Source organism: Hymenobacter piscis (genome assembly GCF_018760735.1).
In the GTDB taxonomy this organism is placed as follows: Bacteria; Bacteroidota; Bacteroidia; order Cytophagales; family Hymenobacteraceae; genus Hymenobacter; species Hymenobacter piscis.
The window spans coordinates 57,485-80,903 of sequence record NZ_JAHHZN010000016.1 but is presented as its reverse complement, the minus strand read 5'-3'; the positions used below and the strand labels follow the sequence as shown (position 1 = coordinate 80,903).

Annotated in this window: 18 protein-coding genes; 8 read left to right on the top strand and 10 right to left on the bottom strand. The window is 62.4% G+C overall.

What is annotated here, in order from left to right; translation table 11 throughout:
- Positions 1-101 precede the first annotated feature (101 nt).
- Together upp and KLP40_RS15680 are read right to left on the bottom strand one after the other, a co-directional pair.
- On the bottom strand, positions 102-800 hold the full coding sequence (gene upp / locus KLP40_RS15685) for a uracil phosphoribosyltransferase (RefSeq protein ID WP_215594785.1): 699 nt from the start codon (positions 798-800) through the stop codon (positions 102-104).
- Positions 788-1,732: a GNAT family N-acetyltransferase gene (locus KLP40_RS15680; protein WP_215594784.1), complete on the bottom strand. Its 945-nt coding sequence runs from the start codon at positions 1,730-1,732 to the stop codon at positions 788-790. Before KLP40_RS15680 ends, upp begins: the two co-directional genes overlap by 13 nt.
- 167 nt (positions 1,733-1,899) lie before the next feature.
- Between KLP40_RS15680 and KLP40_RS15675 the strand changes: the two genes are divergently transcribed.
- Positions 1,900-3,774 carry a hypothetical protein gene (locus tag KLP40_RS15675; protein ID WP_215594783.1) on the top strand — a complete coding sequence of 625 codons (1,875 nt, stop codon included), beginning with the start codon at positions 1,900-1,902 and terminating at the stop codon, positions 3,772-3,774.
- Between the two features lie 194 nt (positions 3,775-3,968).
- Positions 3,969-4,328, top strand: coding sequence for a hypothetical protein (locus KLP40_RS15670; RefSeq protein ID WP_215594782.1), 360 nt, complete (start codon positions 3,969-3,971; stop codon positions 4,326-4,328).
- 88 nt (positions 4,329-4,416) lie between these two features.
- Here KLP40_RS15670 and KLP40_RS15665 read toward each other — a convergent pair whose 3' ends face one another.
- Positions 4,417-4,842: a Rieske (2Fe-2S) protein gene (locus tag KLP40_RS15665; RefSeq protein WP_215594781.1), complete on the bottom strand. Its 426-nt coding sequence runs from the start codon at positions 4,840-4,842 to the stop codon at positions 4,417-4,419.
- A 184-nt stretch (positions 4,843-5,026) separates the two neighbouring features.
- Between KLP40_RS15665 and KLP40_RS15660 the strand changes: the two genes are divergently transcribed.
- The 6 genes from KLP40_RS15660 (at position 5,027) to KLP40_RS15635 (ending at position 11,864) form a co-directional block, all read left to right on the top strand.
- The gene (locus KLP40_RS15660; RefSeq protein WP_215594780.1) at positions 5,027-6,871 is read left to right on the top strand and encodes an ABC transporter ATP-binding protein; all 1,845 of its coding nucleotides are present in this window, start codon (positions 5,027-5,029) and stop codon (positions 6,869-6,871) included.
- A gap of 121 nt (positions 6,872-6,992) precedes the next feature.
- Positions 6,993-7,430 (top strand): hypothetical protein, encoded by a 438-nt coding sequence (locus KLP40_RS15655; protein ID WP_215594779.1) that lies wholly within the window; start codon positions 6,993-6,995, stop codon positions 7,428-7,430.
- Positions 7,431-7,442: 12 nt separating this feature from the next.
- Complete coding sequence (gene lpcA / locus KLP40_RS15650) at positions 7,443-8,033, top strand: D-sedoheptulose 7-phosphate isomerase (protein ID WP_215594778.1); 591 nt, start codon at positions 7,443-7,445, stop codon at positions 8,031-8,033.
- Between the two features lie 227 nt (positions 8,034-8,260).
- Positions 8,261-9,799: a YifB family Mg chelatase-like AAA ATPase gene (locus KLP40_RS15645; protein WP_215594777.1), complete on the top strand. Its 1,539-nt coding sequence runs from the start codon at positions 8,261-8,263 to the stop codon at positions 9,797-9,799.
- Positions 9,800-10,007: 208 nt separating this feature from the next.
- Positions 10,008-11,060 carry a quinone-dependent dihydroorotate dehydrogenase gene (locus KLP40_RS15640; protein ID WP_215594776.1) on the top strand — a complete coding sequence of 351 codons (1,053 nt, stop codon included), beginning with the start codon at positions 10,008-10,010 and terminating at the stop codon, positions 11,058-11,060.
- Positions 11,061-11,453: 393 nt separating this feature from the next.
- Positions 11,454-11,864 carry a DUF4332 domain-containing protein gene (locus tag KLP40_RS15635; RefSeq protein WP_215594775.1) on the top strand — a complete coding sequence of 137 codons (411 nt, stop codon included), beginning with the start codon at positions 11,454-11,456 and terminating at the stop codon, positions 11,862-11,864.
- 185 nt (positions 11,865-12,049) lie between these two features.
- On the opposite strand, the gene KLP40_RS15630 is transcribed toward KLP40_RS15635, so the two are convergent.
- The 7 genes from KLP40_RS15630 to KLP40_RS15600 all read right to left on the bottom strand — a co-directional run bounded on the left by KLP40_RS15630 (position 12,050) and on the right by KLP40_RS15600 (position 23,390).
- Positions 12,050-12,712, bottom strand: a complete 663-nt coding sequence (locus KLP40_RS15630; protein ID WP_215594774.1) for a hypothetical protein — start codon at positions 12,710-12,712, stop codon at positions 12,050-12,052.
- A 125-nt stretch (positions 12,713-12,837) separates the two neighbouring features.
- Positions 12,838-14,523, bottom strand: coding sequence for a glycoside hydrolase family 43 protein (locus tag KLP40_RS15625; RefSeq protein WP_317196782.1), 1,686 nt, complete (start codon positions 14,521-14,523; stop codon positions 12,838-12,840).
- Between the two features lie 242 nt (positions 14,524-14,765).
- Positions 14,766-17,312: a glycosyl hydrolase 115 family protein gene (locus KLP40_RS15620; RefSeq protein ID WP_246558912.1), complete on the bottom strand. Its 2,547-nt coding sequence runs from the start codon at positions 17,310-17,312 to the stop codon at positions 14,766-14,768.
- Between the two features lie 133 nt (positions 17,313-17,445).
- Positions 17,446-18,576, bottom strand: coding sequence for an endo-1,4-beta-xylanase (locus KLP40_RS15615; protein ID WP_246558910.1), 1,131 nt, complete (start codon positions 18,574-18,576; stop codon positions 17,446-17,448).
- Between the two features lie 42 nt (positions 18,577-18,618).
- Positions 18,619-20,307 (bottom strand): sodium/sugar symporter, encoded by a 1,689-nt coding sequence (locus tag KLP40_RS15610; protein ID WP_215594772.1) that lies wholly within the window; start codon positions 20,305-20,307, stop codon positions 18,619-18,621.
- A gap of 235 nt (positions 20,308-20,542) precedes the next feature.
- Positions 20,543-21,874, bottom strand: a complete 1,332-nt coding sequence (gene xylA, locus KLP40_RS15605) for a xylose isomerase (RefSeq protein WP_215594771.1) — start codon at positions 21,872-21,874, stop codon at positions 20,543-20,545.
- Positions 21,852-23,390, bottom strand: coding sequence for a xylulokinase (locus KLP40_RS15600; protein WP_215594770.1), 1,539 nt, complete (start codon positions 23,388-23,390; stop codon positions 21,852-21,854). The genes xylA and KLP40_RS15600 overlap by 23 nt, the downstream gene beginning before the upstream one ends.
- Positions 23,391-23,419: the final 29 nt, after the last annotated feature.

Below are 23,419 nucleotides of genomic sequence, written 5' to 3'. Positions count from 1 at the left end.
CGTTGCTTGCGCGTAAACGTCCGGCCATTGCCCAACGCGCCTGGGACGCAGAAGTGTTCAATAGAACCGGAGCCAGCAGCTTTCCGCTCACAGTTAAAAAACTACAGCTTACTGCCGTACGACAGGTCGCCGGCGTCGCCGAGGCCGGGTACGATGTAGGCCTGGGCGTTGAGGTCGTCGTCGATGGCGGCCAGCCAGAGGGTGGCTTCGGGGATTTCGCGGGTCACGTATGCTACGCCCTGGGGAGAGGCAATGACGGCCGCAATGTGCACCTGCCGGGGCGTGCCGAAGCGCAGCATGGCCCGGTAGGTCTGCACCAAGCTCTTGCCCGAGGCCAGCATGGGGTCCACCAGAATCAGCACCCGCTCATCGAGGCTGGGGGCCGAGAGGTAATCGACCTGCACCTGCACCTGGGCCGTGCCTTCGATGCGGTAGGCGGCCGCAAAGGCGGAGGGCGACTGGTCGAAGTAGTTCAGGAAGCCTTGGTGGAAGGGCAGCCCGGCCCGCAGTACCGTGGCCAGCACCGGAAAGTCGTGGAGCTGCTTGCTGCTGGATTCGCCCAGGGGCGTGCGCACCGTTTTGTCGGTGTAGCTGAGCTGGGAGCTGATGTTATAAGCCGTGATTTCGCCCAGGCGCTGCAGGTTGCGGCGGAAACGCAGGGAGTCTTTCTGCACTTCCACGTCGCGCAGCTCGGCCAGAAAGTGGTTGGCAATGGAGGGCTGGGCGCACACGACCCGCACGCGGGGGTTGGCGGCAGCGGCAGCGAGAGAATCGGCAGCAGTAGGGGTTAGCGGATCCATTTCAGATACCAGGGTCGTTGGTGGAAAGATAACGCCGCGTACGGAACGGGCACGGCCCCGAAGTTGGCAAAAAAACGGGCAATGGCGGGTAGCATGCCGCCTTCGAAATCGAGCGTCAGCCCCGGCGTGCCGGCATGCCGGCGAATGGCCTCATCCAGAATAAGTAACGGCGCGGCCACCTTTTTGCCTTCCGGCGAAGCTGCCGCGAACAAATAAATCAGGCGGGTGCGGTAAGTCACCAGCAGGGCCCCGGCCAGCAGGGCCCCGGTTTCGGGGTGAAAAACGGCCCGGGCTTCCAGCAAATCCCGGTTGCGCAGCTCGCCCACCAATCGGCGCAGGCGAGCGTAGTGCCGGGGGCGCAGACCGGCGGCGGGGCCCTGCGTTTGCCGGAACAGGTGGAGCAGCGGCTCCGCTTCGGGCAGTTCCACTACGCGCAGCGGGGAAGCGGCAGCTTCGTGGCGGCGCAGGCGGCGGCGGTAATCGGCGCAGTAGCCGGCCCGGAGCTGGTCGTAGGGTTTGCTAAGGTCGAGATGATACGTCTGGCGCGACTGGACTGTAAAGAGGGCCGTTTCGGGCGGGCTGGTGGCGTCGTTGAGCTGGGTATAGAACCGGGCGTAGCGGCGTGCCCCCAACGCGACCAGCTGGTTCATGTTCATCCCCGAAGTTGCGGGCGCCGACGTGATTGGGCCCAGCTGCTGGGTGAAGGGCGGCTGGTATACCTGCCGGCCGCTGAGGCGCCGCTGCACGGGCAGCGGCCACACACTCAGGTAGCGGCCAGTCGTTGCATCTACGTCCGCCAGGGCCTCCCAGCGGCCGGCCGTGGCCGCCAGCCACCAGCTGTGGGCGTAGGGCACCACCTGCCGGGCACCGGCTACGCAGGCATCCCAGGCAGCCAGGTTGATTTCCGAGAAGCGCAGCAGGCGAACAGGCATGGCGCAAAGGTAGAGGGAAGGATGGTTGAAAAGGTGGATTGTTGGATGGGTGACAGTTCATCAGTTCACCCATCCAACAGTCCAACTATTCACCCGCACCCATTCACCACCGAAACTGCGTAGGTTTGTCCACCCGTATGTCGGCTTTGGCGTACACGGCTCAGCTTATGAAAAAATCCTACCTACTTTTCCCGGGCCTGCTGGGCCTGCTAGCTGCCCCGGCCGCGGCCCAGGACACCCCTACCCGCCCCACCGATGGCCAGGGCAACTGGCTTATATACGACCAGCCGTCCAAGCCCGCGCCTGCGCCCAAAGTCGCCTCACTTCCCCAGGCCGCTCCGCCCACCAAAACCACCATGGGCACCACGTACGTGCCCCTCGATAACGATATTTACCGCCTCATTGATCGGTATGCCATCCTGCACGGGCCCGATTCGCTGGGGGAAATTCATACCTCCGTGCGGCCCTACACCCGCGCGGCCGTAGCCCGGCTGGCCGAGCGGATTCTGGCCGATTCGGCCAGCGGCCTCTCGCGCCAGGACCGCTTCAACGTGCGCTACCTGCTGCGCGACAACTGGCACGATACCCGCCAGGATTCGGCCATTAATCAGCGGGAGAAGCCCTTTTTCAACACGTTTTACCGTCGCCCCTCCGATTTCTACAGCGTAGAAACGCCGGGCTTTTCGCTGCGCGTGAACCCGGTGGCGGGCCTGAGTCTGGGTAACAACGACGGGGCCAAAAGCTACAGCTTCCTCAATACCCGGGGCGTGCAGGTAGAAGGCACCATTGATGAGCGCCTGGGCTTTTACACCTTTCTGGCCGATAACCAGATGGCCGTGCCGCTGTACGTGCAGGAGCGCATCCAGCGCGACCAGGCCGTACCCCACGAAGGCTTCTGGAAACGGTTTAAGAGCACGCCCGGCCAGTATGATTTTCTCTCGGCGCGGGGGTATCTGACGTATGCCGCCGGCCGCCACGTGAGTCTGCAGCTGGGCCACGACCGGAACCAGATCGGTAACGGGTACCGCAGTCTAATTCTCTCGGATTACGCCTCGCCCTACCTGTTTCTGAAGGTGCAGACCCGCATCTGGAAATTCAAGTACCAGAACCTGTTTGCCCAGCTCGTGACCGACCCCTCAAACCGGGATGATACCTACGGGCGCAAGTTTCTGGCCATGCATCACCTGAGTCTCGATGTGCTGCCCAACCTGAATGTAGGCGTGTTCGAGAGCATTCTGTCCGGCTCGCGGCGGCGCGACTCGGTGCTGGTGAATGGCCGCGTGGAACTGCAGAACCGCAATACTTTTGAAATACAGTACCTCAACCCCATCATCTTTTACCGGGCCATTGAGCAAAGCGTCGGCTCGGAGGATGGCAACGCCTTGCTGGGCCTCGATTTCAAGTGGAATATAAAGCAGCGGGTGCAGCTCTATGGGCAGCTGGTGCTCGATGAGTTTGTGCTGAGCCAGGTTCGGGACGGCAATGGCTGGTGGGCCAATAAGCAGGCTGCCCAGCTCGGGGCGCGGTACCTTAACGTGGCCGGCATCCGCAACTTCGATCTGCAGGGCGAGTTCAACTTTATCCGGCCTTTCACTTATCAGGCCCAGGACAAGTACCGCGACTACCAGCACGCGGCCCAGCCCCTGGCCCACCCCCTCGGCGCCAACCTCTGGGAGTTGATCGGCATTGCCAGCTACCAGCCCCTGCCCCGCCTGCAGGTGGTAGCCAAAGGCTTTCTGGTAAAGCAGGGCCTCGACGCGGCCGGCCAGAACTATGGTTCCAACGTACTGCTGCCCTACACCACCCGCCCCAGCGAATACGGCTTCTCGGTGGGTAGTGGCATCACTTCCTACCTGCTGCACGGCGACTTTACGGCCAGCTATCAGGCCGCCCACAACCTGTTTCTGGATGGCAAGCTGGTGTACCGGCACCGCACGTTCTCGGGCAGCCAGCCCCCGCCGCCCTTTTTCACGGCCGATGGCGGGGCTCTGGCTTCCGTGGCCCTGCGCTGGAACATTGCCCAGCGCCTGCATGAGTTTTGAGTTGACGGTTGACGGTTGTCAGTTATCAGTTGTCAGAAAAGGAACGTCATTCCGAGCGCAGCCGAGGAATCTCGCGTGCTGACGTTACCTCAACTAACCTGACGACGAGCATAGCACTGCCCGCGAGATTCCTCGGCTGCGCTCGGAATGACGTGCTTCCCGACCTCCTCACTTCATCCCCTTCTCACTTCAAAATGCGCCACGACCCGGCCACCCTGCTGTTGTACCGGCCCGTGAATCAGGCGGAGCTGGACTTGATTGCGGCGGCCGATTGGCTGGCGTTTCCGCCGCGGCTGCCGGAGCAGCCGATTTTCTACCCCGTGCTCAACGAGCAGTATGCCGCCCAGATTGCCCGCGACTGGAACGTGCCCTATTATGGCGTGGGCTACGTGCTGCGCTTCGCTGTGGATGCCGATTACGCGGCCCAGTTTCCGGTGCAGAACGTGGGCGGCCGGGAGCACGACGAACTGTGGGTACCAGCCGAAGAGCTGGCCGAATTCAACCGCCAGATTGTGGGCCGCATTGAGGTAGTGGCCATTTTTCAGGCCGGCTAACCTGTTTCCGGCGTTTCAGGTAAAGGCCCAGTCGGTATGGAACCGACGGGGCTTTTTGCAGTCTGCCCTATTCGGTAGTGAGTAGCATTCAGCCCGTGATACGGAGCAAATTGCCGGTTTGTACCACGGTATACTGCTTGAGGGCGGCGGGCGGCGGGCCGGCCAGCACGGCTCCGGTGCTGCTGTAAGTGCCACCGTGGCGCGGACACACCACGCGGCTGGTGGCGCTATCGAAGCTCAGCGTGACGCCCTCGTGAGTGCAGGAGGCTTGCAGGGCCACGTAGGTACCGTTGGTTTTCGCCACCAGCACGCGGTTGCTGGCTCCGTACACGAAGCCCGTGCCGGCGGCCAGCTGGGCGTTGGCCGGGGCCGTGAGGTCGAGGGTGAAATCGACGCCGGTGGCCGGTGGCGTGGGGTCGTTGGCTTTGCTCTCGGAGCTGCAGCCGCCGAGGCAGCCCGTGGCCGCTGCCGCCGTGCCCAGCACGAACAGTTGAAGAAAATCCTTGCGGTCCATGCGAGAAAACGTTAGCGGTGGAAAATCAAATAAACGGCGGCGGTATCCGTCGTGGATTGGCAGGGGCTCTTGCCTTCCTCTAATATACGAACGCGCCGGGTGAGACTTCTTCGGCGGGCCGCCCCGGCCGAATCAGGGAGCCTGCTGGGCCGGGCCGCCGGATGCCCTACCTTTGCACCCGCCCATGAAGACCTACCTCCGCATTCTGCAATACGCCCGTCCCTGGGCCGCCTTCCTGCCCCAGTACCTGTTGTTCACCCTGCTGGGCACGCTGTTCGGCACCGCCAACTTCACGCTGGTTATTCCACTGCTGAGCGTGCTGTTCGATAAATCAGAGCAGGTGGCGTTTCAGGCCCCGGCTCAGCTGCCCGGCTTTGCGCCAACGCTCGATTGGGTGAAAGATTCCTTCAACTACTACTTTGCCGGAATACTGGAGCAGTATGGCGAAATGGGCGCGCTCACCTTCGTCTGCTGCGTTGTCGTGGTTTCCGTACTCTCCAGCAACATATTCCGCTACCTGAGCCTGCGCATCTTGGCTATGGTCAGAGCACTGGTCATCAGCAACATGCGGCGCGATTTATACTACCGCATCATTGATTTACCCCTCGGTTTTTTTGGCAAAGAGCGCAAAGGCGACCTTATGTCGCGCTTTACCTCCGATGTGCAGGAGGTGGAGTCATCGGTGGTAAACACCATGACGGCCGTTGTGCAGGAACCGCTGCGCATCATCGTGTACTTCTCCCTGCTTTTCTACATTTCCGTACCCCTCACCCTGTTTGCGCTGATTTTGCTGCCTATCTCCGGCGGCCTGATTGCAGGCGTGGCCAAACGCTTGCGCGCGCAGGCCAAGCAAAGCCAGAGCACGCTGGGCTCTATGCTCTCCGTTATTGATGAGACCCTGGGAGGCATCCGGGTGGTGAAGGCCTTCAACGCCCAGACCTACATCAAAGGCAAGTTCGAAGAACAGAACGCGCAGTACGCCCGTACGTCCCGCAACATCGACAATACCCGGGACCTGGCCTCGCCCTTCTCCGAAGTGGCCGGGGTAGCAGTCGTAGTGGGCCTGCTGTATTTTGGCGGCACGCTGGTACTCGGTGCTACTCCCACGCTTACCGGACCGGCCTTTATCGGCTACGTGGTGCTGTTTTCGCAGGTGCTCACGCCGGCCAAGGCCCTGTCCTCGTCGTTTGGCAACATTCAGCGCGGACTGGTGGCCGGCGAGCGGGTGCTGAGCATCATCGATACTGAGCCCGCCATCCGCGACAAAGCCGACGCGCAGATTCTGCCCGCCTTTGAGCACCAGATTGAGCTGCGCGACCTGCAGTTCGGCTACGGCGATACGCCGGTGCTGGAAAACATTAACCTGACCATTCAGAAGGGTAAAACGGTAGCCCTGGTGGGCCCCAGCGGCGGCGGCAAGAGTACTTTGGCCGATTTGCTGCCCCGCTTCTACGACCCTACCGGCGGCCAGCTGCTCATCGACGGCCACGACGTGCGCGACTGCACCATCCACTCCGTGCGCGACCAGATGGGCATCGTGACCCAGGAAAGCATCCTGTTCAACGACACCATTTTCAACAACATCCGCTTCAACACCCAGGCCACCGAGGCCGAAGTGCTGGAAGCGGCCCGCATTGCCAACGCCCACGACTTCATTATGGCCGCGCCCGAGGGGTACCAGACCCTGATCGGCGACCGGGGCGGCCGGCTTTCGGGGGGGCAGCGCCAGCGCCTGAGCATTGCCCGCGCCATCCTGCGCAACCCGCCCATTCTGATTCTCGACGAGGCCACCTCGGCCCTCGATACTGAGAGCGAGAAGCTGGTGCAGGAGGCCCTGACGCGCCTCATGCAGAACCGCACCAGCCTCGTCATTGCCCACCGCCTGAGCACCGTGCAGCACGCCGATGAAATCATCGTGCTCCAGCACGGGCGCATTGTGGAGCGCGGCACCCACGAGCAGCTCGTGCGCCGGGAAGGCGGCCTGTATCAGCGCCTGAGCCAGATGCAGACCACCGGCGGCCTGGTGTGAGTAAGCGGCTAAGCTTAGCCATTGCCCCGGCGCTGGCTATTTGCAAAGCGCTATATTTAGTCCGCTTATTCAATCCTGCGTATGAATAGGCTATTTGTCTTCACTCCCTGCCTTCCCGCTTATGCTCGCCCTCAAACGCCTGGTTACGATTCTGGTCATGGTTTTCCTGCTGCTGGCTTTGCTGGTACTGCTGATTCCGTCCGTTCAGACCAGTTTTGTGGGCATGGCCGGCTCGCCGGAAGCCCTGTATTACGGGCTGCTGGTGACGGCCGTGGTGCTGCTGGGCCTGCACCTGCTCACCGAGAACCTGGATAGCGTACTGCTGCGCCGCGAAGTGGCTGCCCAGGAGCGCAAAGTGAACGAGCTCAAGGCCCGTCTCTACGACCACCAGATGGAGCAGCAGCGCGCCGCCGAGCGTCCGCCCATCAGCCCGCGCACCGGCGTGACGACCTACCCCGACCAAGCCCTGTACCCGCAGTCGGACTCCAGCCTGAACAACGCGCCCCTGGAGAATCCTGATTCCATCATTCCGCCCGCCGACAGCCCCCGGGCTCTGTAATACCCGCTTTCCGTGACCCAGTTTTCGCTTACCGAACGCATCCGAACCGAGCTGACCGAGGCCCAGTCCGTACTCGACCAGTTTGTGCAGAATCCGGCCAACCTACAGGCTATTGAGCAGGCGGCCCGCCTCATGGCCGCTTCGCTTGGGCAGGGCGGCAAAATCCTGAGCTGCGGTAACGGCGGCTCGCTCTGCGACGCCCAGCATTTTGCCGAGGAGCTCACCGGCCGCTACCGCCAGAACCGCCGTGCCCTCGGGGCCCTGGCCCTTACCGAAGCCTCCCACATGAGCTGCGTGGCCAATGACTTCGGGTACGACTACGTGTTCAGCCGCTACGTGGAAGCCCTGGGCCGCCCCGGCGACGTGCTGCTGGCCCTGAGCACCAGCGGCAATTCGCCCAACATCCTGCGTGCTGCCGAGGCCGCCCGCGCTCAGGGCCTGCAGGTGGTCAGCCTCACGGGCAAAGACGGCGGCCAGCTGGCTGCCCTGAGCGACGTGGAAATCCGGGCCCCGCATACCGGCTACGCCGACCGCATCCAGGAAATCCACATCAAGGCCATCCACATCCTGATTATGCTCATTGAGCAGTTGGTGGAGGAGTAGAGCAGGAAGCACCCAGGCTCAAAAAGAGTTGTTATAGAAAAACTGTCATCCTGAGCTTGCGAAGGATCTTATCACGCTGAAGCGAATCGTCGTCACGGTCGTCCCAGCAGGGCAAGATCCTTCGCAAGCTCAGGATGACAGTTCTTTTTTGCATTTATCCCCCTTACTTTTTCAACTTCTCTCTATCTTCCAGCAGCTCCATTTCTTTACCTCTGATCTGCTACGTTATGCTTACCAAGACCTTCGGTTCGGCCGTGCAGGGCGTCAACGCCTACACCATTACCATCGAAGTGGTCGTGTCGCAGGGCACCGGGTTTTTCGTGGTGGGCCTGCCCGATAACGCCATCAAGGAAAGCCAGCAGCGGGTGGAAGCGGCCCTCAAGTTTCGGGGCTACCGGATGCCGCGCACCAAGGTGGTGGTGAACATGGCCCCGGCCGATATCCGCAAGGAAGGCTCAGCCTACGACCTGCCCATCGGCCTGGGCATTCTGCACGCCTCCCAGCAGCTAACCACCGAGCTGCTGGCCGACTACGTGCTTATGGGCGAGCTGGCTCTCGACGGGGCCCTGCGGCCCATTAAGGGCGTGCTACCCATTGCCATTCAGGCCCGGCGCGAGGGGTTCAAGGGCCTGATTCTGCCCCGCGAAAACGCCCAGGAAGCCGCCATCGTCAACAGCCTCGATGTGATTCCGGTGGACACCATGCAGGAGGCCGTGGATTTTCTGGAGGGCCGCCTGGCTATTCCGCCGGTGGTCATGGACACCCGGGACGTTTTCCGTCAGACGGCCAATCAGTACGAGGCCGACTTTGCCGACGTGCAGGGCCAGGAAAACATCAAGCGGGCCCTGGAAATTGCCGCCGCCGGGGGCCACAATGTGATAATGATCGGGCCGCCCGGGGCGGGCAAAACCATGCTGGCCAAGCGTCTGCCGGGCATTCTGCCGGCCCTGAACATGCAGGAGGCCCTGGAAACCACCAAAATCCATTCAGTAGCCGGCAAGCTCGGCGCCCACGCTTCTCTGCTCCACACCCGGCCCTTCCGCAGTCCGCACCATACCATTTCCGACGTGGCCCTGGTGGGCGGGGGCGGCAACCCCCAGCCCGGCGAAATATCCCTGGCCCACAACGGGGTGCTGTTTCTGGATGAGCTGCCCGAGTTCAAGCGCACGGTGCTGGAGGTGATGCGCCAGCCCTTGGAAGAGCGCCGCGTAACCATTGCCCGGGCCAAACTCAGCATTGAGTTTCCGGCCAACTTCATGCTCATTGCCAGCATGAATCCCTGCCCCTGCGGCTACTACAATCACCCCGAAAAAGAGTGCGTGTGCGGGCCGGGCGTGGTGCAACGCTACCTCAACAAGGTATCGGGGCCGCTGCTGGACCGCATCGACCTGCACGTGGAGGTTACGCCCGTCACGTTCGACCAGATGACGGAAACCCGCCGCGCCGAGGACAGCCGCACCATTCAGGCCCGGGTAGAGCAGGCCCGGCAGCGCCAAGCCGCCCGCTTCGCGGACTTCCCCGCCATCCACTCCAACGCCCTGATGCCTTCCCAGATGGTGAAGGACCTGTGCCGCATTGATGCGGCCGGCATCACCCTGCTCAAAACGGCTATGGAGCGCCTCGGCCTTTCGGCCCGCGCCTACGACCGGATTCTGAAAGTGGCCCGCACCATTGCCGACCTGGCCGCCTCCGAACACATTGAGCTCCCGCACCTGGCCGAAGCCATTCAGTACCGCAGCCTCGACCGTGAAGGCTGGGCGGGATGAGGCAAATGAGTGGATGAGTGGATAAAAGAACGTCATTCCGAGCATGTGGCGCATCAAGCCAGCGTGCGGAGCCGCAGCCGAGGAATCTCGCGTGCTGACGTTGTGATAGTAATTCAACGACCAAACGCGGAATTCTTCGTTTTGCCCTGAATCACGTTCCTTTGCGTGCGGTTTCGTTGCCCTCCTTCTCCACTTCACTCCTTCCCCGATGTACCAGTCCCTCGTCAAGCCCCTGTTGTTTCGGTTGGATGCGGAACGGGCCCACCATTTGGTCTTCGATAACCTGAAGCGGGCCTACGGCATGCCGGGGGCGCCGGCGCTGTTGCGGGGGCTCTACGATTTCCGTCATCCCAACCTGGAGCGGGAGGTGTTCGGCCTGCCGTTCCGCAATCCGGTGGGGCTGGCGGCAGGCTTCGACAAGAATGCCGAGCTCACCGACGAGCTGGGGGCGCTGGGTTTCGGGTTCATGGAAATCGGGACGGTGACGCCGCGGCCCCAGGCGGGCAACCCCCAGCCCCGCCTGTTCCGCCTGCCCCAGGATGGCGCCCTGATTAACCGCATGGGCTTCAACAACGAAGGTGCCGCCGCCGCCGCCGCCCGCCTGCGCCGCCGCCGCGACCAGGCCCTGATTATCGGGGGCAACATTGGCAAGAACAAGGATACGCCCAACGAGCTGGCCGCTCACGACTACGTGGCCTGCGTAGAAGCCCTGCACGAAGTGGTGGATTACTTCGTGGTGAACGTGTCGTCGCCGAATACGCCGGGGTTGCGGCAGCTTCAGGAGCGGGAGCCGCTGATTGAGCTGCTCCAGCAGGTGCAGGAGCGCAACCAGGCCCTGCCCACGCCCCGCCCCCTGCTGCTCAAAATTGCCCCCGACCTCACCGATTCCCAACTCGACGACATCCTGCTCATTGCCCGCGAAACCAATCTGAGCGGGCTGGTGGCCACCAATACCACCATCAGCCGCGCCGGCCTGCGCACCGACTCCGAGCAAGTAACCCGCCTGGGGGCGGGCGGCCTGAGCGGGCGGCCGTTGCGGGAGCGGGCCACCGAGGTCATCCGCTACCTGAGCCGCCACAGCCGCGGCCAGCTGCCCATTATTGGGGTGGGCGGCATTCAGTCGGCGCAGGATGCGCGCGAGAAGCTGGAGGCCGGGGCTTGCTTGTTGCAGCTCTATTCGGGCTTCATTTTCGAGGGGCCCGCCCTGGTGAAAAACATCAACCGGGCCCTGGCCACTACGCCCCATACGGCGGCAATCTGAGCGGGACAGGCGGGCAGTTTGAACCGGTCCGGCGGCGGCAAGCTGTCGGACCGGTTGCCGTATGGGGCCGCGCAGAGCCCGTCAGCAGCTGGCTCCAGACCTTGCAGCAGGCCGCTCTCATCAAGCAACAGTTGATATAAAACCCATAATTATCTCGAACCAACTTATTCTTTATTTTGAATACACTTATTATTCACAACCATGCTGCCTTATTTATTTATTATTTATTTTCCATCACAACACATATTCCTCATTACAAGCAATTTAACTACTAAAAACAGCCTGTAAATTCCACCAAAATAGATTTGAAAATCAATTAATTTTTGCCATTTAATTAATTATTGCCTATCTTTGTATCATTACAAAACGAAATCATTCACTAAACCATATTAAATGCAGTACTTACTCAATGAAATTACCAGCATCCCCTCCAATCAAGTGAATAAGCTCCAGGCCCAGGGCATCAAGACTGCCGACGCCCTGTTGAGCGCGGCCCGCACCCCGGCCGACCGTCGGGCTCTGGCTTCGGCTACCGGTATTGAGGAAATCAAATTATTTAAGTGGGTGAATTACGCCGACCTGTCCCGCATCGACGGGCTGGATCCGGAACTCACTGCCCTGCTCGAAGAAGTAGGCATTACCACCATGCTTGACCTGCGCGGCCGTTCGCCGTTCAGCCTGCACAGCAAGCTCGTTTCCACGAACCAGAAGCGTAACCTCGTTCAGGAGGTGCCCGACATGCTGCACGTGGCCGACATTGTGAGTCATGCCAAGTCAATGGAGCCTGAGGTAGCGTACCGGTAACCGCCGGCGCACCGGCCCCGAGCGGTTGGCTTCCCACCCTCGCCACCCGCTTCCCTCCGTACTCCTCTCCCCTGCGGCCGGTACCCGCGTTGCCCCACGCTGCCTGAGTTTCAGGCTTCCCAGAAAAGAGCCGTTCCTTCGTTGGAGCGGCTCTTTTTGCGTTCAGACAGCCGCTCAACAGCCATTCAGCGGGTGAGTACGCGTGGACTGACACCGGTTTTGGGCACGTAATGGCGCTGGAGCCAGAGCAGCAGGGGCACAAATATCAGCGTGGGCCAGAGGAAATTGAGGGGAAAAGCAATGAACGTCAGGCTGGTGGCCGAGAAGGCCGAAACCGCCGCAATGTAGGCCCCCATGAAGCCCGAAATGTGGTTGCGCAGCCATTGGCCGGCGGGCCAGCCCCCGGGCCGTCGGAAGCCCTGCAGCTGCCGCACCGTAATGAACACCCCAATGCTCCCGAACACTACCAGCACCAGATTAAAGGGCCGGTTCAGCAGGCCGTAGCCCAGGGTGCCTCCGAAAACGGCCAGCCCCGCCAGCGCGCTTGCCCAGTCATAAAGGCCCGGGGCGCGACCTTGTCCCATTCCTTTGTGCTGCAACGAGCGGTAGCCGAACTGGGCCAGGTAGAGGCTGAAAATACCCGTCAGAAGCAGAAAAGACAGCCCTTTGAGACTGGCCGCCGCCAGGGCCGTGGTGCCGGCTAGCACCATGGCCCAGAAGAATACCCGCCCCCAGAGCCGGTGGGCGGCCCTGCCCTTACGCACCACCAGGGCCACTGGGGCCACGAAAAAGCCGGTAAAGCCGGCGGCGATGTGCAGCCAGCGGTTACAAAGCAGGAAGGTTTCCATAGGGCAGCAGGGCTAAATGACTACCCGAAGCAACGGATTAGGCTGCGGATTTGCCCGTTTTTTTCCCCCAGGCACCTTCTTTCCAGGACGAATCAGCGCCGGCTGCTTCCGAACCGTGGCGGCCGCTACCGCAACCCCGGGTCGGAGCCGGCGTATTTCAGCCACTGGAAGGCGGCTGTGCTGGTGGTGGGCTGGCCCGAGGAGGTGGCGTACATCCCGATCAGACAGCCGATAAAGCCACCGGCCACCTGCGTGCTCAGGAACTTGCCATCGACCTTTTCCTTAAGCGAGGTCCAGGTTTTGGCGTTTTCCGAGAACTGGAAGCCGTAGGTGTCGGCGGCGGCCGTGACGCGGAGCTGCACCTTGCCGGTGGCCGATTTTAGGGGAGCCTGGGCCAGCAGCTCCGGCTCGGCGGCCTCGGGGCGGCTCTTGAGCAGCTGAAGGACTGGCTTGCCATCGGCCAGGGATTTGCAGAGGTAGTAGTAGTGCTTCTCGTCCTGAAACACCACCAGTCCGGCCTTCTCGCTGGCTGATTTGGCGGTGAAGTTCAATTCCGTTTCGGTGGTGCAGTACATGTGCTGCTGCCGCTTGCCGATGAATGCCGGGGTGCCCAGGCCGGCGCAGGTTTCGGGCCGGAGCTTCAAGGTGAGGCCGGCGGCTTTGCTCAGCGAGTACAGGGTGCTGTCGTGGGTGCGCAGGAACAGCAGGGCCGGGTCCAGCTGCTTTTCGAAGGTGCGCGTGTAGCGGAAGTTGCCGCTCTGGGGCCGGGCCCCGGGCTGCTTCACCTCGCGGTAGTTAGCGTTGTAGCTGTACTGCACGCCCTGGGGGCCGGTGTTCACGATGGGCCAGTCATCCTTCCAGACTACGGGGGCAATGAACGTTTCGCGGCCGGTGTTGTAGTAGTTGCCCTCGTAGGGCCGCACGGCCAGAAACAAGGCGTAGGTCTGCCCGTCGGGGCCCTCCACAAACTGCGCGTGCCCGGCCGAGGTAATGGGATTCTTGCGGTCAGCAGGCAACGTGCGTTGCGTGAGGATGGGGTTGTGCTCGTAGGGCACAAACGGCCCCTGCACCGATTTGGCGCGGAACACCACCTCGGTGTGGTTGACGGAAGTGCCACCCTCGGCCGCGTACAGGTAGTACCAGCCGTTGCGCTTCATAATATGCGGGGCCTCAATCCAGACGGGTTTCTTGCTCAGATCCACGCCCCCGTTTACCAGCATGCGGGCCTCCCCGATGCTTTGGAGCTTCACCGGGTCCAGCTCCATAATTTTGATGGAGCGGTGGCCGTCGTAGAGCGGCTTGTTGTCGGGCGGGTCGCTGTTGTAGATGACGTACACCTTGTCGTTGTCGAAGAACAGCGAAGGGTCGATGCCCTTCACCTCGGGCAGCCAGATGGGGTCACTCCAGGGCCCGGCGGGGTTCTTGGCCGTCACCACGAAGTTGCCTTTGCGGTCGATGAGGGTGCAGGTGAGGTAGTAGGTGCCGTTGTGGTAGTCGATGGCCGGGGCGAACAGGCCGCGCGTCATCCGGTCGCCCAGGAAGTTCATCTGGGAAGGCCGGCTGATGACGTTGCCCACCTGCCGCCAGTTTTTGAGGTCCCGGCTGTGGAACACCGGAATGCCCGGGAAGTAGGAAAACGTGGACGTCACCAGGTAGTAATCCAGCCCCACCTTCACCACGCTGGGGTCGGGGTAGAAACCGTTCAGGATGGGATTGGGCAGGGTAATCGACTGGGCCGAGGCGGCCGGAGCCCCCAGCAACGCCCCCGCCAGCGCGGCCAGCAGCAGAAGTGTGCGTTTCGTGTGGTTCACCTTCGTTCGGGTTTCAGATGGAGAGTTCAGGTTTGGGGCCGAGGCGGCGGCTGGCCAGGGCTATCCAGTACGTCATTCCGAGCTTGCCGAGGAATCTCGTGTGCTTTCACTAGCCCAGGGTTTAAACCCTGGGCTATGGAACGGTTGCTGCTGAACGATTCGGCAACGTCAGCACGCGAGATTCCTCGGCTTCGGCTCCGCCTTCGCTCGGAATGACGTTCTGTTTTTTCACTATCAACCCATTACCGCTTGCCGGTGGGTGGCGGGCCGAGGTAGGTGGCGGGCAGCGGGCCGGTGCTGATGACCAGCTTTTCCAGCACCACGCCGGGGTCCACGCGCCAGAACCGGAGCACATGCTCGCCGGGCCGGGCCAGGGTGTGGGCGGAGGTTTTGAGCAGGATGTTGTCGGCCACGGCTTTTTCCCAGGGGCGGTTGCCGTTGTCGGCTACCAGGCCGGTGTGCAGGTTGATGAGCTGGGGCGCTTCGTCGTCGATGGATACGGCGTAGCGCAGACCCGGGCCGCCGGGGAAGTTGAGCGTGGGGGCCAGGTAGGCGTGCACCGTTACGGGGCCGGTTTGGGTTAGCGTGAAGCGGTACTCCAGGTGCGGACTGCTGCCGCCCGGCGCGGCTGTAGCCGCCGCCGTCACCGGAAACGTGGTAACGGCTCCGGCCGTGCGGCCCAGGTCGGGCAGGCGCTGCCAGCTGATGCCCCCGGCACTCACGGCCCGGCTGTAGTTCTCCGCTTCCACCGACACGTACGCGGCCGGAGCCGGCGCGGCGGGTGGCGCAGCGGCCGGCGAGGCCGGTTGCGGGAGCGTCTGCACGGCGGGCATGGCATTCTGCTCGGGTTGCTGCCAGTAAGTGTAGCCGATGTGGGTCTGGTCCATCATGTGGTTCCACTTGCCGCCGGCCAGGGCGTGGTAGCGGCGCGTGAGGGCGGCGTCCTGGTCGTAGAGCCGCTTGGCTTTGGCGGCCAGCTCGTTGGTGGTGGGCTGGTTGGTTTTGGCGGCTTCCCGGTTCAGGGCCACCGTGTAGTATAGCTCGTTGAGGTTGGCGCAGGCCAGCACCGGGTGCAGCACCAGCTGGAAGTAGGCATCCTGAGCGGCGGCCGGCAACTGCTTTTCGATGGCCTCAGCGCGGGTGCGCAGGGCGTTATACTCGGCCACCACGGCGGCCCACTCGCCGGTGGCCAGGCTGTAGGTGGTGGCATCCAGCAGCTCGGGCTTGCGGCGGGCGTTGTACTTGGCGTATTTGGCCAGGATGTCGGCAATATTCGGGGCGTGCTTCTCGCCGAACTGCCGGGCGGCCCACTGCCGGGTGTAGGCGGCCACCTGGTCGGCGCTGATGCGGTTGGGGTTCCAGGCGTAATCGAGGAAGAAGCTGATGGGCAGCTCCATGGGCTTCAGGTCGCCCACGTTCACAATCCAGATCTGGTTGGCCCCGTACTCGTGGGCTAGGTGCATCTGCTCCCAGATGCGGGGCAGCGGATTGGTGTTGACCCACTTGTAGTTGCGCGGCCCGCCCACGTAATCGAAGTGGTAGTAGATGCCGTAGCCGCCGGCCCGGGGCTTTTCGCCGGGCTTGGGCAGCTTGCGCAGGTTGCCCCAGTTGTCGTCGCAGAGCAGCAGCGTCACATCATCGGGCACGCGCATGCCCCGGTCGTAGTAGTCCTGCACTTCCTTGTAGAGGGCCCAGAGCTGAGGCGTCTGGGCGGCAGGCTGGCCGGTCACGTCCCCGATGATGCGGCGCTGGTCGGCCACAATCTTCTCCAGTAGGGCAATGTTGCTGTCCTCGCTCATGGGCTCGTCACCGTCGCCGCGCATGCCCACCGTCACGATGCTCTCGTGGCCCATGTTCACGATGCCCTGCCGCCAGAAATCCTGGAGCGTTTTTTCGTTGGTCTGGTAGTTCCAGGGGCCTTTGCCGTAGCGCTTCCACTCCTGCTGGGCGCGCAGCATGGGCTCGTGGTGGGACGTGCCCATCACGATGCCGTACTCGTCGGCCAGAACGGGGCTTTGCTTGTCGTCGTCGTTGAAGGCGTTGCCCCACATGGCGGGCCAGAGGTAGTTCCCTTTCAGGCGCAGCAGCAACTCAAACACGTGCCCGTACATCTTGGAGTTGATGCCGCCGAACTTCTCCTTCGCCCAGCCGCTGAGGGCCGGAGCCTCGTCGTTGAGGAAGATGCCGCGGTATTTCACCTGCGGCTCGCCCTGGCTGTGGCGACCAGCGGCCACGTACAGCGCCGGCTGTGGCGTCACCGGCACGTCGGCCCACCAGTACCACGGCGACACCCCCATCTGTTGCGACACATCATAGATGCCGTAGATGGTGCCGCGCTTGTCCGAGCCCGCAATAACCAGGGCCTGCGCCACGCCCGGCAGCGGCTTTTCCACCACCTGCACCACGAAGGTTTCCCACTTGCCAGCCACGCCCGCCGCATCCAGCTTACCGGCCTTTACCAGCCCGTCAATCAACGGGCTTTTGCCCAATGTGCCAATCAGCACCACCTCCGGGCCGGCCGGGGCCTTATCGGTGGTAAGCGTGAGCGTGGGCGTGAGCTGGGTTACGCGTTGGATATCGGCCTGCAAATCCCGGGCGGCGCGCAGCACGCCGGGCCAGTCCTGGGCACTGGCGTAGAGCGGGGCCGCTTTGCCGGAAACGGCCAGAGGGAAGCTGCCACTGCTTTTTTTGGCGGAAATGTAGGCGGCAGGCTGGGCGGCAACGGAGCCCGTCAGCAGCAGCAGGAGCAGCAGACTCAGCAGCGCGGAACGGTGGAAAGGAATGAGCATGGGGCGGGTTTTAATGCAACCAGTCATCCTGAGCTTGCGAAGGACCTTATCACGCGGGAACGAGCCGTGCTGATGACTATCGTTCAATTGCTATAAGGTCCTTCGCAAGCTCAGGATGACGGGCGGGTAGGAATTAGAACTGCACGACTTCCCAGAAAGCCTGCTTGGGCTGCTGGTTCTGGTCGAAGAGCAACGGGTAGTTTTTGCGGCCGGCCACGGGGTAGGTATCCAGCCAGGAGTACTTGTCCGACACGTTCCAGAACGTGACGCCGGTGAGCACCTTTTTGTAGTCGCGGAATACGCGGAAGAACATCTTATACTGCGCCGCCTGCTGCCGGGCCAGTTCCGGCGTGTAGGCATCCGACTCATCGGGGCGCCGGGCGCGACGGTCCTTTTCCCAGGGGTAGATGGACACGTCAAGCTCGGTAATCTGCACCTTCAGGCCTAGGGAGGCGTACTGGTCGAGGGCGGCGCGCAGCTCCGGCTCGGTAGGTTCCTGCAACGACCAGTGCCCCTGCAAGCCCACGCCGTCAATAGGCACCTTGGCATCTTTGAGCTGCTTGAGCAGCTTGTAGATTCGCTCCCGCTTTTCGGGCCGCTCGGTGTTGTAGTCGTTGTAGAAGAGCTGGGCTTTCGGGTCGGCCTCGTGGGCGTACTCGAAGGCTTTACGGATGAACTCGTCGCCGCAGATCTGATACCACTCCGAGTTGCGCAGGAACTCCTGGGGGTTGTCGGCAATGGCCTCGTTCACCACATCCCAAGCGTAAATCTTGCCCTGGTAGCGCTTCACCACCGTGAAAATATGGTCGTGCAGGCGCTTGAGCAGCACATCCTTGCTCACACGGGAGCCGTCGGCATTCTTGAACAGCCACTTAGGCGTCTGCTCGTGCCAGAGCAGGTTGTGGCCCCGCACGCGCAGCTTGTTGGCTTGGGCGAAGTCCACAATGGCGTCGGCATCGGTCCAGAAGTAGCGGTTTTCCTCCGGATGAATCGGGCCCATTTTCATGGCGTTTTCCGGCGTCACGCTATTGAACTGCTGCTTGATCAGCGCGGCCTCGGGGCCTTGCAGCTGGGCCCGGCCCACGGCCACGCCCACCGGAAAATAGTCCTTGTAATAGTCTTTAAGGCCTTTTTCAGTGGCTGGAGCGGCCTCGGAAGAAAGGTTCTTCTCGGTAGCCGGGCGCTGGCAGCCAGGCGCGCTTAGCAGGGCCAGCGGCAGGGCAATACAGGCCAGCCCCCGCCGCATAGCGAAGTTCGTTTTCATACGCATGAAATCAGTTCAGAGGGCAGGCTTCCGACCGGAAGTCTACCAGTACACGGTATACAGCACGGTGAGCAGAACCATGATGGTCATGGCCCCGATGGCAAAGCCGCGGGTGGTTTTGAACATGCTCCGGTCAACTTCCAGGCCGTTGGTTTGCATCCCGCGGCTGGTTTCGAACAGACTAATCAGCACCATCATGGCCACGCAGATGATGAACACGAAGCCCATCCGGTCGAGGAAGGGAATTTCGTAGACGCCGGCCGCATTGGGCACGGCAAACCCGAAGGGGGCCAGGAACGACAGGTCGGCGAAAGTGGGCAGGAACTTGAGCAGCACCGACAGCAGGAAGCCGCCGATGGTGGCGAACAGGGCCGCCGTGGAAGTCGTTTTCTTCCAGAAGAAGCCCAGGATGAACATGGCAAAAATGCCCGGCGACACGAAGCCCGTGTACTCCTGAATGTACTGGAAGCCGCCTTTTTTGTCGATGCCCAAGTGAGGGGCAATCAGCACGCCCAGAATCATGGCCACTACCACGGCAATCTTGCCCACGTTCACCAGCTTCTTTTCGGAGGCCCCGGGGTTCAGGACTTTCTGGTAGATATCGAGGGTGAAGATGGTGGCAATGCTGTTGGCCTTGCCGGCCAGCGAGGCCACCACGGCCGCCGTAAGGGCCGCAAACGACAGACCCTTCAGGCCCATTGGCAGAATGTTGAGCAGCACGGGGTAGGCGCGGTCGGGGTTCAGGTCAGCGCCCGAGCCAAACTCGGCGGCCCCGAACACATCGGCCTTGAAAAGCACGTAGGCCGCAATGCCGGGCAGCACCACGATAAGGGGCATCAGCAATTTGAGAAAGGCGGCAAACAGCAGCCCGCCGCGGGCGGTGGGCAAATCGGCCCCGAGGGCGCGCTGGGTGATGTACTGGTTGCAACCCCAGTAGTTCAGGTTCACAATCCACATGCCGCCCAGCAGCACCGTGAGGCCGGGCAGGTCCATGTAGTTCTCGTTGTCGCGCTTGAAGATCATCTGGAAATGGTCCCCGGCCTGGTCGGTCATCAGGTTGAAGCCCGCCAGCACGCCCGACTGGCCGTAGTGGTCGGCCACCATGTTCAGGGCCAGGTAGGTGGTAGCCAAACCGCCCAGAATCAGGAAAAACACCTGAATCACATCTGTAAAGCCGATTACCTTCATGCCGCCCAGCGTGATAATCACCGCGAACAAGGCCAGGGCGTAGAGGCAGAACTCCAGGTTGAGGCCGGCAATGCTGCTGATGGCAATGGCCCCGAGGTAGAGAATGGAAGTCAGGTTCACCACGATGTACAAGGCCAGCCAGAACACGGCCATAATCATGGCCACGGTGCCGTTGTAGCGCTGACTCAGGAACTGTGGCATCGTGAAGATTTTGTTCTTCAGGTACACCGGAATAAAGAACACGGCCACGATGATGAGCGTGAGGGCCGCCATCCACTCGTAGGTGGCAATGGCCAGGCCCATCTTGAAGCCCGAGCCCGACATGCCCACGAACTGCTCGGCCGAGATGTTGGAGGCAATCAGCGAGGAGCCGATGGCCCACCACGTGAGCGAGCCTTCGGCCAGGAAATAGTCTTTTGAGTCGCCCTCGGCCGTGCCGTCGTGGCCGGTTTTGCGGCGGTAGATCCAGATACCGTAGCCCGAGACGATCAGGAAGTAGGTGAAAAAGACGACGTAGTCGAGGGTCGCGAGTTGGTGTTCCATTGAAACGAGTTGCAGACTGGCCCGAGGGCCGCCAGTGGGAAACGGGGGGAATACTGCCTCCAAGCTACGGCCTGAGAAACAGCCAACAAACATTCCCGACTGATCTTTCGCCCCGGGTTCCCACGCCCTTCGCCAGACCAGCCGGGTTTGTTTGTTTCAGGTGGTGGTTGTCAGTTGTCAGTTGCTAGTTGTCGGTTTACACCAACAACTGACAACTAGCAACTGACAACTTAACCTAGATGTACTGGTTGATGATGGCTTCCAGCCACTCCTGCTTGCCGCTGCGCTGGGTTGGCTCGCCGGCCTCGTGGGCCAGGCGGCGCAGGTCTTCCAGGGTGAGCTGGCCTTTCTCGAAGGCCGCGCCCGCGCCGCTGTCGAAGGAGGCGTAGCGCTCCGTGCGGAACGTGCGGTAGGCGGATTTCTCCAGGATGTTGTCGGCCGTTACCAGGGCGCGGGCGAAGGTGTCCATGCCGGCAATGTGGGCAATGAAGATGTCCTCCAGGTCGGTGGAGTTGCGGCGGGTTTTGGCGTCGAAGTTGATGCCGCCGGGCTTGATGCCGCCGTGCTCCAGGATGATGAGCATCGACTCGGTCAGCTCGTTGAGGTTGTTGGGGAACTGGTCGGTGTCCCAGCCGTTCTGGTAGTCGCCGCGGTTGGCGTCCATCGAGCCCAGCATATTGGCGTCGGCGGCTACCTGCAGCTCGTGCTGGAAGGTGTGGCCGGCCAGGGTGGCGTGGTTTACTTCCAGGTTCAGCATGAAGTCGTCCTGGAGGCCGTACTCCTTCAGGAAGCCGATGACGGTGGCCGCGTCGAAATCGTACTGGTGCTTGGTGGGCTCGGCGGGCTTGGGCTCGATGAAGAACTTGCCGGTGAAGCCCTGCTTGCGGGCGTAGTCGCGGGCCATGGTCAGGAAGCGGCCCATGTGCTCCAACTCGCGCTTCATGTTGGTGTTGAGCAGGGTCATGTAGCCTTCGCGGCCGCCCCAGAACACGTAGTTTTCGCCGTTCAGGGCAATGGTGGCATCCATGGCGTTCAGCACCTGGGTACCGGCGTGGGCCAGCACCTGGAAGTCGGGGTTGGTGCTGGCGCCGTTCATGTAGCGCGGGTTCGAAAACACGTTGGCCGTGCCCCAGAGCAGCTTCACGCCGCTTTCCTGCTGGTGTTGCTTGGCGTACTCCACAATGGCGCGCAGGTTGTGCTCGTACTCCTTCAGGGAGCTGCCCTCGTCCACCAGGTCGATGTCGTGGAAGCAGTAGTAGGGCGTGCCGAGCTTGGTGAAGAACTCGAAGGCGGCGTCCATCTTGTCCTGGGCGCGGCCCAGAATGTCGCCCTGGGCGTCCCAGGCAAACTGCTTGGTGCCCGGGCCGAACGGGTCGCCGCCGGTGCCGGTGAACGTGTGCCAGTACGACACGGCGAAGCGCAAATGCTCCTCCATGGTTTTGCCGGCTACCACGCGGTTCTTATCGTACCACTTAAAGGCCAGCGGGTTGTCCGACTCGCGCCCTTCGTACTGAATGGGGCTGATGCCGGTGAAGAATTCGGTTTTAGAAAGCGAGTTGCGTGACATGCGTCGGGAGGTTGGAGGATGAAATAGTTGATGCGTGTAGTTGCTGCTGCAGGGCCTGCTGCCAGCGGGCGTAGGCGGCCGCGTACTGCGGCTGCAGGGCCGGATCGGGCGTTTCGGTGAGCAGGCATTCGAGCCCGCCGAAGGCTTCGGCCACCGAGGCGTAGATGCCCGCGCCCACGCCGGCCCCGCGGGCCGCGCCCTGGGCCGCGTCGGTGTTGTAGAGCTCCAGGGTGAGGTTGCCGGTATTCACGAAGGCCTCGCGGAACACCGGGCTCAGGAACATGTTGGCGTTGCCGGCGCGCACGGTGTGCACCGCCACGCCCATGTCGCGCATAATGCCCAGGCCGTACATGAGGGCAAACACGATGCCCTCCTGGGCGGCGCGGAGCAGGTGGGCGCGGGAGTGTACGTTCAGGTTCAGACCCAGCAGAGCGGCCTCGGCGGGCTGGTTGGCCAGAATCCGCTCGGCTCCGTTGCCGAAGGGCAGGAACACCAGCCCCTCCGCTCCTACCGGCGCCTCGGCGGCCAGCCGGTTCATTTCGTTGTAGGGCAGTTCGCCCACCATGCGGCGCAGCCAGCTGTTGAGGATGCCGGTGCCGTTCATGCACATGAGCACGCCGTTGCGGGGCTGCCCGGGCGTACTGTTCACGTGCACAAAGGCATTCACCCGCGACTGGGCATCAGAAGCCGGTGCCTCCGTGATGCCGTAGATGACGCCCGAGGTGCCGGCCGTGGCGGCTATTTCGCCGGGCTGCAGCACGTTCAGGGAAAAGGCGTTGTTGGGCTGGTCGCCGGCGCGGTAGCTCACGGGCGTGCCGGCCGCCAGGCCCAGCGTGCGGGCCGCTTCCTCGCTCAGGCGGCCCTGCACCGAAAACGTATCCACCACCTCGGGCAGCAGCTCGGGGCTGATGTTGTAATAGTCGAGCAGATCCTGGGCCAGGGCCTGGTTTTTGAAATCCCAGAACACGCCTTCCGACAGCCCCGACACGGTGGTCTGGAGCTGGCCGGTCAGCTTGAAGGCAATGTAGTCGCCGGGGAGCTGGATTTTGTGGATCTGCGCGTACACCGCCGGCTCGTGGTCCTGCACCCACTTGAGCTTGGAGGCCGTGAAGTTGCCGGGCGAGTTCAGGAAGTGCTCCAAACAGTGCGCTTCGCCCAGGTCGGCAAAGGCCTGGTTGCCCAGCTCCACCGCCCGGCTGTCGCACCAGATGATGGCTGGGCGCAGCACCTGGCCCTGGGCATCCACCAGCACCAAGCCGTGCATCTGGTAGGTGATGCCGATGGCGGCCACCTGCGCCCCCTCGAAGCCGTAGGTATCCTGCAGCTGGCGGGTGGCGTTGATGATTTCCTGCCACCACCGCTCAGGGCGCTGCTCGGCCCAGCCCGGCTGGGGCACGTCCATGCCCATTTCGGTGGTGGGCGTGGTGGCCGCCGCCACGCAGCGGCCGGTGGCCGCGTCGAGCAAAGAGGCTTTGATGGAAGAGCTACCGATGTCGTAGCCGAGAAGGTATTTCATAGGAGAAGGAAGTGGCTTGGCAATCTGGC